This is a genomic window from Nitrospira sp. (assembly GCA_015709715.1).
GTDB lineage: Bacteria > Nitrospirota > Nitrospiria > Nitrospirales > Nitrospiraceae > Nitrospira_A.
The window spans coordinates 2,040,584-2,056,997 of record CP054184.1 but is presented as its reverse complement, the minus strand read 5'-3'; the positions used below and the strand labels follow the sequence as shown (position 1 = coordinate 2,056,997).

10 protein-coding genes are annotated in these 16,414 nt (G+C 58.2%); 6 read left to right on the top strand and 4 right to left on the bottom strand.

What is annotated here, in order from left to right; genetic code table 11:
- Nucleotides 1-36 precede the first annotated feature (36 nt).
- The 3 genes from HRU82_09725 to HRU82_09715 form a co-directional block, all read right to left on the bottom strand.
- Nucleotides 37-3,504, bottom strand: a complete 3,468-nt coding sequence (locus tag HRU82_09725; GenBank protein ID QOJ35210.1) for a GAF domain-containing protein — start codon at nucleotides 3,502-3,504, stop codon at nucleotides 37-39.
- Between the two features lie 221 nt (nucleotides 3,505-3,725).
- The gene (locus HRU82_09720) at nucleotides 3,726-4,538 is read right to left on the bottom strand and encodes a response regulator (protein ID QOJ35209.1); all 813 of its coding nucleotides are present in this window, start codon (nucleotides 4,536-4,538) and stop codon (nucleotides 3,726-3,728) included.
- Between the two features lie 89 nt (nucleotides 4,539-4,627).
- A complete protein-coding gene (locus tag HRU82_09715) occupies nucleotides 4,628-7,843 on the bottom strand; it encodes a response regulator (GenBank protein QOJ35208.1) in 3,216 nt (1,071 codons plus the stop codon).
- A gap of 542 nt (nucleotides 7,844-8,385) precedes the next feature.
- Here HRU82_09715 and HRU82_09710 point away from each other — a divergent pair.
- Together HRU82_09710 and HRU82_09705 are read left to right on the top strand one after the other, a co-directional pair.
- A complete protein-coding gene (locus HRU82_09710; GenBank protein QOJ35207.1) occupies nucleotides 8,386-9,033 on the top strand; it encodes a Crp/Fnr family transcriptional regulator in 648 nt (215 codons plus the stop codon).
- 102 nt (nucleotides 9,034-9,135) lie between these two features.
- Nucleotides 9,136-9,345: a Fic family protein gene (locus HRU82_09705; protein QOJ35206.1), complete on the top strand. Its 210-nt coding sequence runs from the start codon at nucleotides 9,136-9,138 to the stop codon at nucleotides 9,343-9,345.
- Nucleotides 9,346-9,392: 47 nt separating this feature from the next.
- Here the strand turns inward: HRU82_09705 and HRU82_09700 are convergent, their stop codons facing one another.
- Nucleotides 9,393-9,770 (bottom strand): GrpB family protein, encoded by a 378-nt coding sequence (locus tag HRU82_09700; GenBank protein ID QOJ35205.1) that lies wholly within the window; start codon nucleotides 9,768-9,770, stop codon nucleotides 9,393-9,395.
- A 489-nt stretch (nucleotides 9,771-10,259) separates the two neighbouring features.
- On the opposite strand from HRU82_09700, the gene HRU82_09695 reads away from it, so the two are divergent.
- From HRU82_09695 to HRU82_09680, 4 genes are all read left to right on the top strand, one after another.
- Complete coding sequence (locus tag HRU82_09695) at nucleotides 10,260-10,478, top strand: heavy-metal-associated domain-containing protein (protein QOJ35204.1); 219 nt, start codon at nucleotides 10,260-10,262, stop codon at nucleotides 10,476-10,478.
- A complete protein-coding gene (locus tag HRU82_09690) occupies nucleotides 10,475-12,856 on the top strand; it encodes a copper-translocating P-type ATPase (protein ID QOJ35203.1) in 2,382 nt (793 codons plus the stop codon). The genes HRU82_09695 and HRU82_09690 overlap by 4 nt, the downstream gene beginning before the upstream one ends.
- A 1,034-nt stretch (nucleotides 12,857-13,890) precedes the next feature.
- Nucleotides 13,891-15,165, top strand: coding sequence for a TolC family protein (locus HRU82_09685; GenBank protein ID QOJ37165.1), 1,275 nt, complete (start codon nucleotides 13,891-13,893; stop codon nucleotides 15,163-15,165).
- Nucleotides 15,162-16,409 (top strand): efflux RND transporter periplasmic adaptor subunit, encoded by a 1,248-nt coding sequence (locus HRU82_09680; protein ID QOJ35202.1) that lies wholly within the window; start codon nucleotides 15,162-15,164, stop codon nucleotides 16,407-16,409. Before HRU82_09685 ends, HRU82_09680 begins: the two co-directional genes overlap by 4 nt.
- The last annotated feature ends 5 nt before the right edge of the window (nucleotides 16,410-16,414 follow it).

The window sequence follows — 16,414 nt, the reverse complement described above, 5'->3', positions numbered from 1 at the left end:
GTCGTGAGTCGGCCTCGCATGTATTGAAGGACCGGATCAAAACTGGAGGCGTTCCCAATTGTCCTTCAACTCCCGCCGATCCCATTGCGGATCTGTAGTGGAAAGCACAGGAGGAGGCGCCGCACGGTGCCGATCTGGAATCCATCGATCCAGAACCTCGGACAAGGCCTCGGTACGAACAGGTTTGCTAATGGAATCATCCACGCCACAGGTGACCCCGTGGCCGTGCATTTTGTTCATCGTACTGGGCACAAGAGCGACAATGGGCACGCGGCCCTCCGAATGTTGCGCTGATGCGGGGTGCTTCGGCCGCCCGTCAGGATTCACCATGTTCCCTTCTGTGGGATACTCTGCCTGCTGACCTTGACCGAGTATGTACGTGGGGTCACATCCGCCAGATTCCAGCAGACGGCTATCTACGAATATGAGGTCGTAAGCCGTTCGTGTGGGCGTCAGCATGACTTCGTTGCCGCTGACGGTCCCATCGGCCTCGCACCCAAGTTTTCTCAGCATGTGGACTGTAGCGGTCTGGGTGAGCAAGTCGTCGGCGGCGACGAGCACACGGGGACGAGAGGGTACCGTTTGTCCGCCTAGGACATGGCGACTGACATTTGGTACGGGCGTCACGCTGTTCGCGACGCACTGTTTCTCATTGGTCGCACATGCCTCCATTTGGGTATCACCCTTCGTGGTTCCTGTTTCAGGAACCGCGGACACTTCATGGCCCATCACCAACAACAGACAGTCATATGAATCAGGTGGGTGCACAGGTTGGGGAAGGGTGGCCGCCAAATCTTTTCCAACCACAGGCTTGGCCTCACCGTGCTGCCCCGTCGGCATCAGCAAGATGAGTCGGGTGCAGCGCAGGGCTGCGTCCGCCCGAATGAGAGGGGCTAGTTCCATGCCGCTCATGGCCACCATCTGCATACCGAGGAGGGCCAGCCTGAACGGCTTACCCAGTCGAGCCGCGCCACGCAGGAGGTCAAGAGCTTGGGGAACGGTCTCGGTGCCAGGCGCGACCATTTCCTCGTCGCACAGGTGACGCTCAGGGCTATTTCGAGTGATGGTGTCGGGGGCGACGACTTGGACAGGGGCACCGTGGAGTGGTGCCTCGCGAGTGGCTCGTGGCAGGGTCTCTGAGGGCCTCCTGGCAAGCCGTACGATAAACCAAAATGTGCTACCTTGCCCAGGACGACTCTGAACGCCGATGTGCCCTGCCATCAGTTGAACCAGTTGTCTGCAGATCGCGAGCCCCAGTCCCGTCCCCCCATATTTTCTCGTAGTAGAACCATCCGCTTGGACGAAGGGCTGAAATAGGCGGGCGCAGGTCTCCGGCTCGAGACCGATCCCTGTATCCCGTACGGACAACCGCAAGACGACTTCCTCGGGGGATCCGATGGGTGTCGACTTCCGGGCAGAGTTGTCTTCATCTCCACTCTCGCAGGGTGATTCAAGCGGACCGCTCTCGCCGCTCGCCCGATCAGTCATTTCTACGGCTATCACGATTTCGCCCTGTTCGGTGAACTTGATGGCGTTGCTGACCAAGTTGGCGAGAATCTGTCGCAAACGGACGGGATCGCCCTGCAACGAATCTGGAACGTCGGGGTGGATCGCGGACCTGAGCGCCAGCCCCTTGCCGCTCGCGTGGCTGCTGAATACGGCCATCACGTCCTGGACTAGACTGCGAAGGCTAAAGTCCACACGTTCCAGGATAAGCTTCCCAGCTTCAATTTTTGAAAAATCGAGAATATCATTGACGATTGCTAACAGGTGCTCCCCTGATTTGCGGATCGTGTCCGCATATTCGCGCTGCTCATCTGTTAACTGAGTCTCCATGAGCAGATCCGTCATTCCGATCACCCCGTTCATCGGGGTACGGATCTCATGGCTCATGGTTGCGAGAAATTCGGATTTGAGGCGAGTACTTTCTTGCCCCTGCTCCAGGAGTCTGGTCTGTTCAACGGCAACAGCGGCATGAGCTGCCAGGGCGGTGACTATCGCCTCATCCAGTTCGGTAAACTCCACAGCTGCCTCCCTCCCTTTCCCAGGTAATGTGGAGCATGGTGGAGCGGTTTTATCAGTCACATAGAGGCGTCCAAAGACCTCATCACCCACACGGATCGCGATACCAAGCAAGGAGCGCATGCGCGGATGATGCGCTGGGAACCCAGTGAAGGCGGGATGTTGGGTCAGGTCACTGAGTCGAAAGGCAGCCGTTTTTCCATCCAGATGCCCGAGGAGGCCACGTCCCGTCGGCTGGACGCCGATGGCGTCACATTCGGACCGACTCATTCCAGCGGTGATGAAGCGGGAAAGCCCCTGCCCCCGTTCATCAAACACCGCGATGGCAGCATAGGAGGCGCCAGTCAAGCGACGTGCGGTATCGCACACCTGTTGAAGAATGCGGCTTGGGTTGTGTTCTGCCGAAAGCTGCCGCGCGGTCTCCAGCAAGGATTCGAACGCATGGGTCCGTTCCTGCAGGTTCGCCTCAGCTGTCGTCGCTCGCGCATACTCCCCTTGTGCCCGGACCCCCTCCATCCGTATCCGTCCAATCGTCCAGAAGAGCACTCCCAGTGATGGAATGAGAAGGCCCGCTCCGGCGAAACCAAGGGGCCGCACGACCGCCGACAGAGAGGCCAGGATATCGTCACGGTCCATCCGGACAAAGAGGCTCCATTGGAAACCAGGAAAGTCTTCATGGCCTCTCGTACGGGCAAAGCCCGTGACCACCGGTACGTGACGGCGCCGGTGTTCCTCCTCGACATAGCCGGACGGCCTCGTTCCGGCAAGCTGCGCGGACAGGACCCCGGCGGCAATCAGGTTGGCCTGCTGTTCCTCCCGTAGGAGCGAATCGGCGATGAGGTCACCTTCGCGACTCACAAGCTGGTATTCGATCCTGGCCGATGTACCTTGCTGCAACTGCAGCGCCACCAAGGTTGGCGCCATGATGTCTTCTAATGCTTGGAGGGCCACGCGGGTCGTGATGGTCCCCCGGAATTTTCCATCAGCCTCTATGATCGGAGCAGTGAACCCGATGACCAGCCTGTTCCCCGTCTCGGACGAACGCTGCACATCTCCCAGAATGATGCCCCGCTCAATCTGAGTCGCGGGGCCCCAAGGCTCAGCGTCGAGATTCTTGCCTAGGCTGGCTGCCTCCGTGCTCGCGATGATCCGGCCTGTTGCATCGGTCACCCCGATCCACTCATAAATGGCATACGCTTGCTGGATCTTACGCAGATAACTGTCCATGGCGGCCCTGTTATCTCCCTGGAACACCGCCGCATCAGCCATGAGCCGAATATCGGCATATCGCTCAAAGAGAACCCGATCGAGCCTCTCTGCAAGGTCGATGGCTGCCAGGGCCAGCCGCTTCCCAGAGTCGGTGATCAACTGCTGCTTGAGATGCTGAAAGAGCACCAGCCCGACCGCCAACGCAACGGCAACCATCCCCAGGATTAAGAACGACAGCCGACGGTACTGTTGATGCTGAAACGGTTGAGACATAAAATGATGGACGTCAGTACGCCGGAAGCTCCACCGCCCCCGTTGAGGAGCGAGCAGGGCCGTCATCGCAAAAAATACAAAAGGCGCGACCGGTTGCTCCCGCGAGAAGGGGGGAGTTTCCGATTGCGCCTTCAACTTACAAGGCTGAACCGTGTCCGCTAAGGCGAGCCGACCTGCCGTATCACGTTCGGCTCTTTTGTCAGGATCTTTTTCGGACGATATTACGAGGAACTTGAGGGGCCGCTACGATTGGCACTCAGCAGAGTTTCCAATTGTTTTCTGACCAGGCCGAGGTCCTTCGACTTAAAGGCGTATTTGGTGCGTTCCAGCACGTCGACCGTGGCCTTCACGGCCTCTTCGTACTGTGTCAGGCGTGGGCACTGCAGTGCCGCGCACAGATCGATGGCCTGCCCAGCTTGACGCTTGTTCGCAAGATTCGCGGCAGCCTTGAAACTCATCATCAGCTGAAGCAGCTGTGTCGCCATCTGGCCTAGGCACCGATCGATTGACCATGCCTGCTGCTCCGCGGAACCGATTGGTCCAGAGGCGAGAAGCCCCTGTTCAACACGCTCCATGGTGCCAATCCAGGCACTCGCCTCCCGGCGAGACTGCTGCAGACAGCGCAAAAGGCGCCCTTTTTCGATGGCGTGCCTGATCCTCAAAAGTACGCTAGGAAAGTCGAGTGGCTTAATAAAATAGTCGACCACCGACAGGCGCAGAGCCTCCACGGCAGTGGGGACCGTAGGATATCCCGTGACAAGGATCACGGGCACGGTGGTCTGCCCTCGGTGGAGCCGATGCAATAACTCCAAATTCTCATTGCCCGGCATATTGATATCCGTGATGAGCAACTCATAGGGGTAGGCCGCTAAGGCCGTTGCGGCTTCCTCCGCATCACCGGCCCATGTGCACAGATATCCGGCGCGACGGAGGAAAACCGCTGCGGTTTCGCGAAAGGTTACGTCGTCATCTGCGATCAAAATACGCAGACCCTCGCCTGAATCGTCCGGCATCACTCGTGAGGGATCTGACATGGGTCAATTCCTTTCTTGCGGCATCGTGGCGCGATCCTGTCTTGCATTTTCGTGGACGACTGAGTCGCCCCAATCGCTAGACGACCTAGTTACGCATCCAGCACCTCACCGACTTTCTCAGCCAAACGGTCAGCGGTAAAGGGTTTGTGGAGAAATGGCGTGCGAGAGTCCAAAACTCCGTGGTGCACAACGGCATCTTCAGCGTACCCCGACAGGTACAACACCTTCAGACCCGGTCGTTCTGACATCAGACGCCTCGCTAATACGTGGCCATTCATGCCGGGGATCATGACATCGGTCAACAAGAGATGGATCGTCCCTTCATGTCGGGTATTCATGCCTATCGCCATCTCTCCACTTGAGGCCTCCAGGACGGCATACCCCGCTCGAGTAAGGACCGTCTGCGCGAAGAACCGCACGGTCTCATCGTCTTCCACCAACAAAATCGTCTCCGTGCAGCGCCGGGGCAGGGTATTTCTGGCGGCCTGCGCGAGGGGAGGCAGATCCTCCTCGATTGATGGCAGGTAGACTTTCACCGTCGTACCGCAACCTGGTTCGCTGCATATCTCGATGGCGCCACCGCTTTGCTTGGTGATACCGTATACGGTCGAAAGGCCCAATCCCGTGCCCGTGCCTAGCGGTTTAGTGGTAAAAAACGGCTCCAGACACCGCGAGAGCGTTCCTGCGTCCATGCCGTGGCCGTTATCGCCGACAGCCAGCATGACAAACCTCCCGGGGTTGACGTCCAGATGTGTCCGGCAATTCTGTTCATCCAGTTCGATATTGGCTGTCTCAATGGTGAGCCGTCCACCGTGAGGCATAGCATCCCGTGCGTTCAACGCCAGATTCAGGATCACCTGTTCGATTTGGCCCTGATCCACCTTGACCCGCCCCAGCGAGACAGCGGAGATCGTGAGCAGGTCAATGTGTTCTCCAATGAGGCGGCGCAACAGGCGCTCCATCCCCGTCACCACTGTATTTAGGTCAAGTACGCAGGGCGCGAGCACTTGTTTGCGGCTGAAGGCGAGGAGTTGCTGGGTCAACGAGGCCGCCCGCTCGCCCGCCTTTTTGATCTCGATCACCTCTGACTGTTGGGCTGGAGCGACTCTCTCCAACAGGAGGTTGCTGTATCCCAAAATGGCGGTAAGGAGATTGTTAAAATCGTGGGCAATCCCTCCGGCAAGTTTCCCGATCGCTTCCATTTTCTGTGTTTGTCGGAGTTGTTCCTCCAGGTGTCGGCGTTCCGTCACATCCGTGAAACTGACAACGGCTCCGATGACCGTTCTTGTCGCATCATATAGCGGCGTGGAGACACAAATGGCCGGAAGGGAGGTCCTGTTCCGGCACCAGAGAACCTCGTTTTCTAACCGGGCGGGCGTTGCCGTGCGGAGCACGGCATGAAGAGGGCACGCACTTTCATGGCAGGGCAGGCCATCAGCCTGTGTATGATGAATGAGCGAATGCAACGACCGGCCCACCAAGTCATCCGGCCCATAGCCCAGTCGTACAGCCCCAGCTCTGTTGATAAACAGGCAGTGTCCTGAGAGGGCAATGCCGTAGATCCCCTCCTCGACGGAATCCAGGATGGCACGATACCGCGTTTCGGCTGTCTTGGTTTGATGGAATAGACTGGCATTCTCGATCGCGGTCCCGGCTTGGTATGCCAGTGCAACGATGACCTGTTCGTCTATTTCGGTAAAGTCAGTAGCCACCTGCGCCGGTCCTTCTTTGTTCGTCAGATAGAGTCGACCGTAGAGTTTGCCATGTGCCTGGATCGGCACGCCCATGAACGATGACATCGGCGGATGGTGGGGAGGAAACCCACTGAATGTCGGATGCTGGGTGAGGTCGCTCAGACGAAGAATCCCATCTTCCTTCGCGAGATGTCCGAGGAGGCCCCGGCCGATTGGAAGCGTTCCAATCGTCGTTCGGGTGGCCTCGTCCATTCCGGCCGTGATGAACTGGGTGAGGCGTTCTCCGGTTTCATCGAATACGCCCAAGGCCGCATAACGGGCGCCAGTGAGATCGCGAGCTGTATTGACGGTTCGTGCGAGTAGCGCTGGCAGCGAGACCATCTCGCGCTGAAAGCTCTGCGCAATCGCATTCAGCGAAGTAAGCCGGGCCACTTGCTCCTCGCCCTCCTGCGCCATCGCCCCGAGCGTGCGCATCAGTGTTCCCAGTTCATCGGGACGTGTGCGAAGGCTGAACGCCGCTTTGGACGTGGCCAACGGAGTCGACACAACCATGCGCTCAATCGGGACCGTCCTGGCCAGGCGAGCCCGGTCCCTAGCCAACTCCGTCAGGGTTAGAATAGGCCTTATCAGCCGGTGGTGGACGATCCATCCCAAACCGATCATTCCCCCAAGCACCATCACTCCGAGCCAGACTGAAAGCCAGGTGAGGATTTTTGGCCAGCCCAGGGCGTCCGGTGGTTCATAGACTTCAAGTCGCCAATGCAGCCCCGGCCAACGCGAAAATCCGGTGGAATCGGCAACAGCGAGCAAGGGAAATATCGCCCCCTGGTGCAAGCTGCTCCGACGTGGATCCTCAGGCCGCGGCCAGGGTCCCACCTGAATGAGAGGCCAGTCTTGGTGAGGTGTCAGCAATCTCAGCGCGTAAAGGGATGCCGGCGAGGAGATGCTGGCGACCTTTGCCAGCATCTCCTCAAGAGAGTCGAGGGACAGTCGCGTGGACCAGACCCCTATCACAAGACCTGCGTGGTTTCTGATCGGCGCAGAGAAGCTCATGACCGGGCGAGAGTCCTGATAGATCGCCTCACTCATCGAGTCAGGGTGAAAATCTTCAATCACTACCGATTCAGTCGTGCTCAGAGCTCGCTTGAACCAGGGCTCCCCCGCGACCGATCGCCCAAGCAGTTGTGCCGTCGGGATGGGGCCCCCGGCCGCATCCACCCGATTGACAGCCAAGACCTGACCTTCCCGATCAAGGACAAGCGCCAGCCGATAGTATGGTGCGTAGGTGGTGACGAGGTAGTCCGCAACGTCGGCGAGTTGGATCCGGTCGAGACCTCGGACCACGGGAAGGCCGGAAAAGACTTGTGTATCTCCGTGACGTTCGAAGACGAGACGCTCGGCAGCATCCAATGTCTGCCGGGCCACCGTCTCGGCGCTGAGCTGTCGGGTCACGACGAGTTCTCGATACACACTTGTGAATAACCATCCCCCCAGGAGCAATGACGGGAAGGCGGTTACCAGCACCCAGAATTCAAGTTGTAGCGTGAGACGGCTGGTCAACTTGCCGATAAGCAAGTTCACGATGAATGGAAGGTGGAAAGGTCGAGCCACGGGTCTATCCCTCGTGGAAACCCCGCAAATGCAAGCGCAGCATCGTATTCGACGGAGAAATTTTTGTTTGTGATCTGCATCACGCTTTTTCTTCAAGACCAGTTGGTATGATAGAAAAACATTAGGGGCATGATCCGAGTAAAGGATGTCCAGCCTGGCATGGACCGATGACCACAAGAGAAGCACAGCGGCTGTCCACTCTGTAGGACAATGAGCGACAAAAGACACCCATTTCGTGAAACGAGCGATTTGAATTGGGGGGGGCCTCCGATTTGGCAACTGGCCTCCGCACAACGGGATAGAGGTGGTTTTTGGTTGGGCTACTGCAGTTCCCGTCTGCGGTCGAGGAGGTCGAAGGTGTCGATCTTAATGCGCCTACGGTTCCATCGCAATCGCTAAGATCTGAATTGTGAGTCGCAACCGGCCGAGTACTATTGTTCATGAAAAACAACGTCAACCCTCCACGGTCGCGGCGCCGACATCATCTCGCGGCTCCACGATTTGAGGAACTGTGTTCAGGGTGCTCGAAGCAGCAGCAGTGTGTGTTGCCGCCTCTCGCTGCCACCTCGCTACGCGTTGAGATTAAATCGTATCGGGCCGGGCATTATGTCATGTTGCATGGCGAGCCACGCGCCTCCTTACCCATAGTGTGCCGCGGTTTAACCATGGTATCGCGACTTACTGAGGTCGGAGACGAGGTGGCACTCCAATGCTGCGGGGTTGGGGATTTCCTTGGGTTGGCTGATTGGTTGCAGGGGGAGGGTAGCTATTCAAGCTCAGGGCGGGCCCTCATGGAAACAACCGTTGTCTTTGTTAGACCGGAGGACTTACTCGCTCAGGTCCAGTCGAACCCTCGATCCCTGACCGCCTTGTTTCGGCAAATTGGTTCCCAGGTCGGCACTCTCCAAGAGAGGGTTGGACTTCGGGCGGTGCAGGATGCGTCCAGTCGGGTCATCCACCTCCTCCTTGACCTAGTGCGACAACTGACATTGTTGGATGAAGAGGAGGTGAGGTTACCGGTGAAGCTTTCCCCCACAATCATCGCTGACATGGCCGGACTCAGGAGGGAAACGGTAAGCCGTGTACTGGCAGATCTGCAGAAACGGCGGCTCATCCTGCAATCCAACCGGTTCATTACGATTCCTTGCCTCAACCGTCTGAGGAACGCCTCCCGGGCTGACTCTGCCTAGTCATGCCCCCCTCTCCGCAAAGCCATTCTCCTGTCATGCCCGCTATTCCGTCGAGTCTGATCGCCGCGGAGAGCGACAGACGATCTCTCTTACGTGCTGCCCATGGAAGTGCTTTTCTTGATTCTTTGGAACCACCCCTTTATCGACGGCAACAAGCGCATCAGATTTGTCGTTGCCATTCTCTTTCTCGAACTCAATAGCTCTCGAATGAGAGCCAGCGAGGGAGATGCTGCCAAGCCGTTCTGCTGTCAAGCAGGTTCCTTCCATTGCCGCATTACTGATTCACCACGTTGGCCCGCTCCGCTTATATAGAGGAAGCGGCTCTCGTAGCATTGTTCCTCAGCCGTGAAGCGCCCGAGTCATGAAGTGAACCGCAATGCATCGTCGGCCGGGGCGAAGAACAGTCCGACCTCTTGACGTAGAGGCCAAGGCGCCGAGTGTCCTCGTCGAAATCCGTGAGCGAAACCTCCAGTCCAGCCGCTTCCCGGTCGTCTTGTGATGCGCGAATGTGGTGGGTGGGCTCTACCGGGAACCTCCTCTGAGTTGAGTTCCTTCGCGCTGTGGGGCAACGCATGCGGGTCAGTGGTTATGCCAGGAATTGCTGTCGAGCTAATGTGATGAACCACTAACAGCATTGAGTCGAGGGCAGCCTTGGTCGCCTTTACTTCTTCCTCGGCCAATGCGGCCCAAGTAGGTTCATACGGTAGTAACTCAACTTTTATCGGGGGTGGTGTCATCTTCTCTTCGAATGGGTTTCGGTTTCAAAGTGGCAGGATGTGCTACAAGCACGAATAAGAGAGCGCATGAGGCGCTACGACGCGGGAAGCAATCTTTACCTTCCGAGTTCGAGGGGGGTAATTTGCACGCGAGCCCTGGGTGGGGAACGAAGTCGGTCGAATCCTTTCGCGGCGAGATGCGCGTACTTCTTGTCACTAGAGAAGATGGCCTCGCCGACGCCTAATTGGCGCGAGATATCATCAAGGAATTGCCTGCTTCCCCTCGGCGGAGAGCGTAGATGGCCTGCTCCCAGAACAATTTAGACGAAGCCATCGTCGTACTCTTGTTTGGGCCTACCGTTGCTCCTGCGAATTGGCTGAACCTTTTATTCCTGCCTCATAAATTTCTCACTGTAATGCGTTGCCTCCATCTCCGTCCTTAGAGGTGACGGAGCGGCTTGATTGGACATGGGGTTCATCGAACCGTTCACTCAACCCAGGAGGCGCACCATGAAAGATTTGATCCTGAAAATTGACGGAATGAGCTGCGGGCACTGTGTCGGGCAGGTCACGAAGGTGTTGACCCAACTTGATGGCGTGCAGGTCAAGACTGTCAAGGTCGGCGAAGCCGTTGTTGTTTACGACCAGGAAGAGATCACGCCGGCGGACATCGCCCGGGCGGTAAACGACGTGGGATATGAGGCCCAGCCGGCCGGGAGGGCGACATGAAGAAGGTTGTATTGTTGGAAGGGAAGGGGGAGCTATCTGTGGGTGCGGAGGCGCCCGAGCCTCCGCAGCTCCGGAAGGTGACGATTCCAGTTCAGGGCATGACCTGCGCCGCTTGCCAGAGTCGCGTCCAGCGGGTGGTGCAAGCGGAACCCGGGGTCGTCGATGCGTCCGTCCATCTCATGTTGAAGCAGGCCGTCATCACCTATGACTCCGCCGTCACCTCGGAGGCATCGCTGGTCGAGGCGATCAACCGGACGGGGTATGAGGCGAAGCCTGCGACCCAGAGCCAAACCTCGTTCGATGAACAGGCAGCACAGGATCGGGCACAGGAAGAGGAATACCTTGCGGTGCGGCGTCAGGCCCTGTGGAGCGGGGCCGCCGGCCTGTTGGCGATGGCGCTATCCATGCCGCTGATGGTGGCGAGTGAGGCGGATAGCCATGCTACGGGGTTCTTCATGACTTTGATGATGCAGGCGGCATCCTCATTATCGTTCGCGCCTCCAGCCGTTTGGTCCTACGTTCTGATGGCACTGACGATGGTAGTGATGGGGTCGACCGGGCGGCATTTTTATGTGCGAGCCTGGTCCGCGCTCCGGCACCGCGCAGCCGACATGAATACCCTGATTGCGGTGGGAACCGGCGCCGCTTTTTTCTATTCGGCTCTGGCCACCGTCGTTCCGGACTTCTTCCTGAACCACGGAGTCCGGCCGGATGTCTATTACGAGGCTGTGGTGATGATCATTGCCTTGATCCTGACGGGTCATACGCTGGAGGCCCGTGCCAAGCGGCAGACCTCGGTTGCGCTGCGACGTTTGATGGCGCTGCAACCCAAGACGGCCCGCGTGGTGCGGGAGGCAGTCGAGATCGATCTGCCAGTCGAAGCAGTGAAGAGCGGAGACGTCGTCGTGGTGCGACCAGGCGAGCGCATCGCAGTGGATGGCGATGTGTTGTCCGGCACAAGCAGCGTCGATGAATCCATGTTGACCGGCGAAGCGATGCCGGTCGCGAAGCAGGCGGGAGATCGGGTCATCGGCGGCACGATCAACAAGTCCGGCGCGTTCCGCTATCAGGCGACCACGGTGGGTGCGGACAGTGTGCTGGCCCATATCGTCAAGCTGATGCAGGACGCACAGGGGGCACGGGCTCCGATTCAAAAACTGGCCGACCAAGTCAGTGCCGTCTTTGTGCCGATCGTGATGTCACTGGCGGTCACGACGTTCGTGGTCTGGTATGTCGCGGTGGATCAGGCGTTTGCGGTGCAAGCCTTTGCTGCAGCCATCGCAGTGCTGATCATTGCCTGCCCTTGCGCGATGGGACTTGCGGTCCCGACGGCGATGATGGTGGCGACCGGGAGGGGGGCGGAACAGGGCATTCTGATCAAAGGTGGAGAAGCGCTGCAGCGGGCCGGTGGAATTACCACGGTCGTGCTCGACAAGACCGGCACCATCACGGAGGGCAAACCGGCCGTCACCGATGTCATCAGGGCAAGCGGCAGCAAGTGGTCCGATCGTGAATTCCTCCGCCTCGTGGCCTCGCTGGAGGCCTCGTCGGAACATCCGGTGGCGGAGGCGATTGTGCGTGCGGCCGGAGAGCAGATGCTTCCGTTGGCGGAGGTTGAATCCTTCCAGTCCTTTGCGGGGCGAGGGGCTGCGGGTGTGGTGGAGGGCACGGCGATCCTTGTCGGGAATGAAGGCCTGATGGCGGAGTATGCGGTGCCGTCGGAGGTATTCCTCGTGCAGACGGAGCAGTGGGCCAGAGTAGGGAAGACGCCGGTGTATGTGGCCATCAACGGCCAGCCGGCTGGGCTCATCGCGGTGGCTGATCCAGTGAAGGAGACATCACGCGAAGCCATCCGACAGCTCAAACAAATGGGGTTGACGGTTGTCATGCTGAGCGGCGATCACGAGCGCACCGCGCAGGCGGTGGCTAAGGAAGTCGGCGTGGATCGAGTCGTGGCCGGAGTGTTGCCGGAGGGCAAGGTGGCGGAGGTCCGGCGTCTGCGCGAGGCGGGTCAGGTCGTTGCGATGATCGGAGACGGTATCAACGACGCGCCGGCTCTGGCACAGGCCGACGTGGGAATGGCCATCGGGACCGGGACGGACATCGCCATCGAGGCGAGTGATGTCACGCTGATGCGAGGCGACCTGCGGGGCGTCGCCACGGCGATCAGACTCGCCAGGAAGACGATGCTGGTGATGAAGCAGAATCTGTTCTGGGCGTTTATTTATAACGTGGTCGGCATTCCTGTCGCGGCCGGTGCGTTGTATCCGTTCATCGGTCTGATGTTGAGTCCTGTGCTGGCGAGCGCGGCCATGGCGTTCAGCTCCGTCAGCGTCGTCATGAACAGCCTGCGGCTGCGGAGAGTGCAGATCGACTGATCGGATTGGGGGAAGTGACTAGGGAGCTGTCATGGGGAGCAGGCTCCTTCATATGCGCAGGGCGTGGGACCATCCTCTATATGACTGCAGCTGCGCGTCCCTCCGGCTGGTGAGGGAATGAGTTCATCCAGACATTCAGAGGCGTGTGCGGGCAGGTCTCAACCAGCGGGGTTCAGTTCAGGGGAAGACGGGTATCGTTCCACCCCCTTGGTGATGAGGAATTAGGAGTAGGTATCCTAATTCCTTAGTGAGAAGCGGCAGAGGTGTGGCGCGATTAGCTGCAGACAGTAAATGTTGTGCTGCCCCGAAATGCCTCAACGGGAGCATGAGGGAGGCACTGAACTCTGCGGGGATAGCCGCATAACTTACTGAAACAATTTGTAGGTAAGACGATGTGTCGATAGGAGTTTTTTTGGCACTACCCATGCTTTTTCTTTACACGAAGTTGGGCAGACTTGACGACCTGTTGTGATTGTTGGAAACTATGCTCGCATTTGAGCAGATCCTCAGGAGATTCGTCGCTCGCATGATCCGACGAGTGGATACGAAATATGTTGCGCTGCTGCTCCTCTTCACCTTCTGCCAGGTGATTGGATCGATGTGTACCTTGCCGGATCTGTCGAGGGCAGAAGAAGCCATAACAATGGTAGAAGAGCACATGGCTTGCTCCATGGATGGGACAGTCATGTGTCCGGCATCACTCACCTCGTCTCCCGAACGCCAGCTGAGGCAAAGCACTATCGTCATGGATGTTGCTCATGCCGCGATCTCGTCTAGTCCTGATAACGTACTCCCGGTGTTCTCCACCCCACCGCGGTTCTCTTGGAGCAATGTCTGCTCCATTGTGCCTCTCTCCATAGAGTCTTCCCCGGTCCTCCGAATCTGATTCTACACCTCCAGTGCTTCCGGTCGCCGCTCGGCTGAGCGGGCGATTCTCTCTCTAATCTTTCACGTGCTGTGGAGGTGTTGCCGTGACACCATCAATTGCCAGAAATTCAGTCTCGTCTGTTCCGCTTGTGCTCTTTTTCATCGTAATGCTCTCACCCTGGTCTGTTCGTGGGGAAGACCTTGAAAGCGTTGCGCACAACAGCACTGTCCAAAGCTCAGAGGCTGAGCGTCGCATCAACCTTGCGAGCCTCATTGAAGAACTCGAAGGCGTCAATCCAGAAATCAAAGCAGCCCGTCAACGTTGGGAAGCAGCCAAGGCTGTGGTGCCGCAAGTCCAGACGCTTCCCGACCCGAGACTCCAGTTCGGGTATCAACGCATGCCGATGACCGATCCGCTCCAAGGCGCCATGTATGGATTCGGGCAGGAGATTCCCTTCCCCGGTAAGCTGAGTCTTAAAGGTGAGGTTGCTCAACGGGAGGCTGAACGGGTCGAACAGGAATTCAATGCCACTCGGCTGAGACTCATTGCAACCTTGAAGGAGGGGTACTTCAACCTGCATTTCGTGCATAAAAGCATCGAGATTGTCGAACGAAACAAAGCGCTGCTGCTGCAGTTCGAGAAAACCGCCAAAGCGCGGTACAGCGTAGGACAAGCCGCCCAGCAGGATGTCTTCAGAGCCCAACTCGAGATTTCACGAGTCTTGGATCGGCTGGCAGTGTTAGATCAACAAAAAGAAAGCCTCCACGCCGCGATTAACCGTCTTGTCAATCGTCCGCCCGCTGGCCCCCTGGGAACACCAGACGAAATCCACACCACGATTCTGACCATTCCCTTGCAGGAACTCAGTGAGCGCGCCGCCGCCTTCTCGCCCGCGCTCCTCGCGACGGCCAAGGGCATCGATCGCTCCGAGCGATCAGTCTCGCTCGCCAAGCGGCAGTATTACCCGGATTTCGATATCACGGCCTTGGGGCTTCGGAACGACCGGATCAACGAGAACGGGTATCAGGTCATGGTAGGGATCAAGATCCCGCTATTCTATGAGACCAAGCAGAAACAAGGGGTGCGTGAGGCGATGGCCGGGCTCGAAGGCGCGCGTGAGGAGTTCGCGGCGACCCGTCAAGACCTGTTGTTTCAGGTCAAGGATGGGTTTGTGCAAGCGCAGCGGGCTGAGCGCCTGATCACTATTTTGCGCGACGCGATTATTCCGCAAGCGACCTTGGCGCTTCAGGCTGCCCAAGCCGGCTATGGGGTGGGAAAGGTGGATTTTTTGACGCTGCTCAATAGTCTGTTGACCCTACAGGACAGCCAACTCGAACTGCATGGTGAAATGGTGAACCATGAGAAAGCGCTCGCACGACTTGAAGCCGTGACCGGCGGACCGTTGAGTGGTGGGCTATTGAAGCGGAAGCCGGGATCATGACTCGCCGCAGCCTTATTGGATCAGGTGTGCTGCTCGCCCTCGTGATGGCGGGACTCGCATCGCTGTGGTGGCGTCCGGCATTGTTCCCACCCGTGGATTCGAAACACGACGCAATGACGGATATGCCGGGGATGGTATCCCAGTCCAGGCCAACGACTGAGGAGCCAGAGCCGAATTCCAGACCTGAACCTGCGGTGCTCACCTCTGAGGTGCCGGGCATCGTCACGGTCCCGGTTGAGCGTCTACAGATGATCGGCGTGAAGTACCAACCAGTGACCCGACGGCCGCTGGAGAAACTGATTCGAACCGTCGGGCGGGTCGCAGTCGACGAACGGAAGCTGGCGACAGTCACGATCAAGTTTCACGGCTGGATCGAAGACCTCTTTGTGAGCGCGCTCGGCGATCATGTGAAGCGAGGGCAACAGCTGTTTACGATCTACAGCCCCGACTTGGTCGCGAGTCAAGAAGAATACCTCCTCGCGTTGCAAGGGCAGAAACAATTAGGGGGCAGCGAGTTTCCCGAAGTTGCGCGCGGGTCTCGGGATTTGCTTGAGGCCACCAAGCGACGATTCCAATTGTGGGATATCACGGAGGACCACCTTCGAGAGCTTGAACGTACCGGCACAGTCATGAAAGCGCTCCCGATCCATTCTCCCATCACCGGGACGGTCATCAGAAAAGACGCGTTGGCCGGTGCCCATGTGGATCCAGGCGAAGAACTCTATACCATTGCGGATCTCTCGCACCTATGGATCCTGGCAGACATCTACGAGTACGAGCTGTCCTTCGTGAAGGTCGGGCAACAGGCCGCCGTGACGCTCTCCTACGATCCAGGGACCGTCCTGAGCGGACAGGTCTCATTCATCTATCCCACACTTGATCCTAAAACTCGCACGGCCAAAGTTCGCTTTGAGCTCGACAACCGTGAGGAAAAGCTCAAGCCGGACATGTATGCGAACGTGGAGCTTGGGGTGGAACTAGGCATGCGTCTCGCGATTCCACAAGCAGCCATCATCGAATCAGGAGAGAAGCAGATCGTGTTTCTCCATCTCGGTGAAGGCCGGCTTGAACCGCGCCTCATCAAGACCGGCGTGAAGACTGGGGACTGGTCTGAGGTGTTGGATGGGCTCAAAGAGGGGGAGCACATCGTCACCTCGGCCAACTTCCTGATCGACAGCGAAAGCCGGCTTAAGTCAGTGGTCGAAGGCATGGGTGGCATGCCGGGTATGAAAATGAAGGATTGAGCATC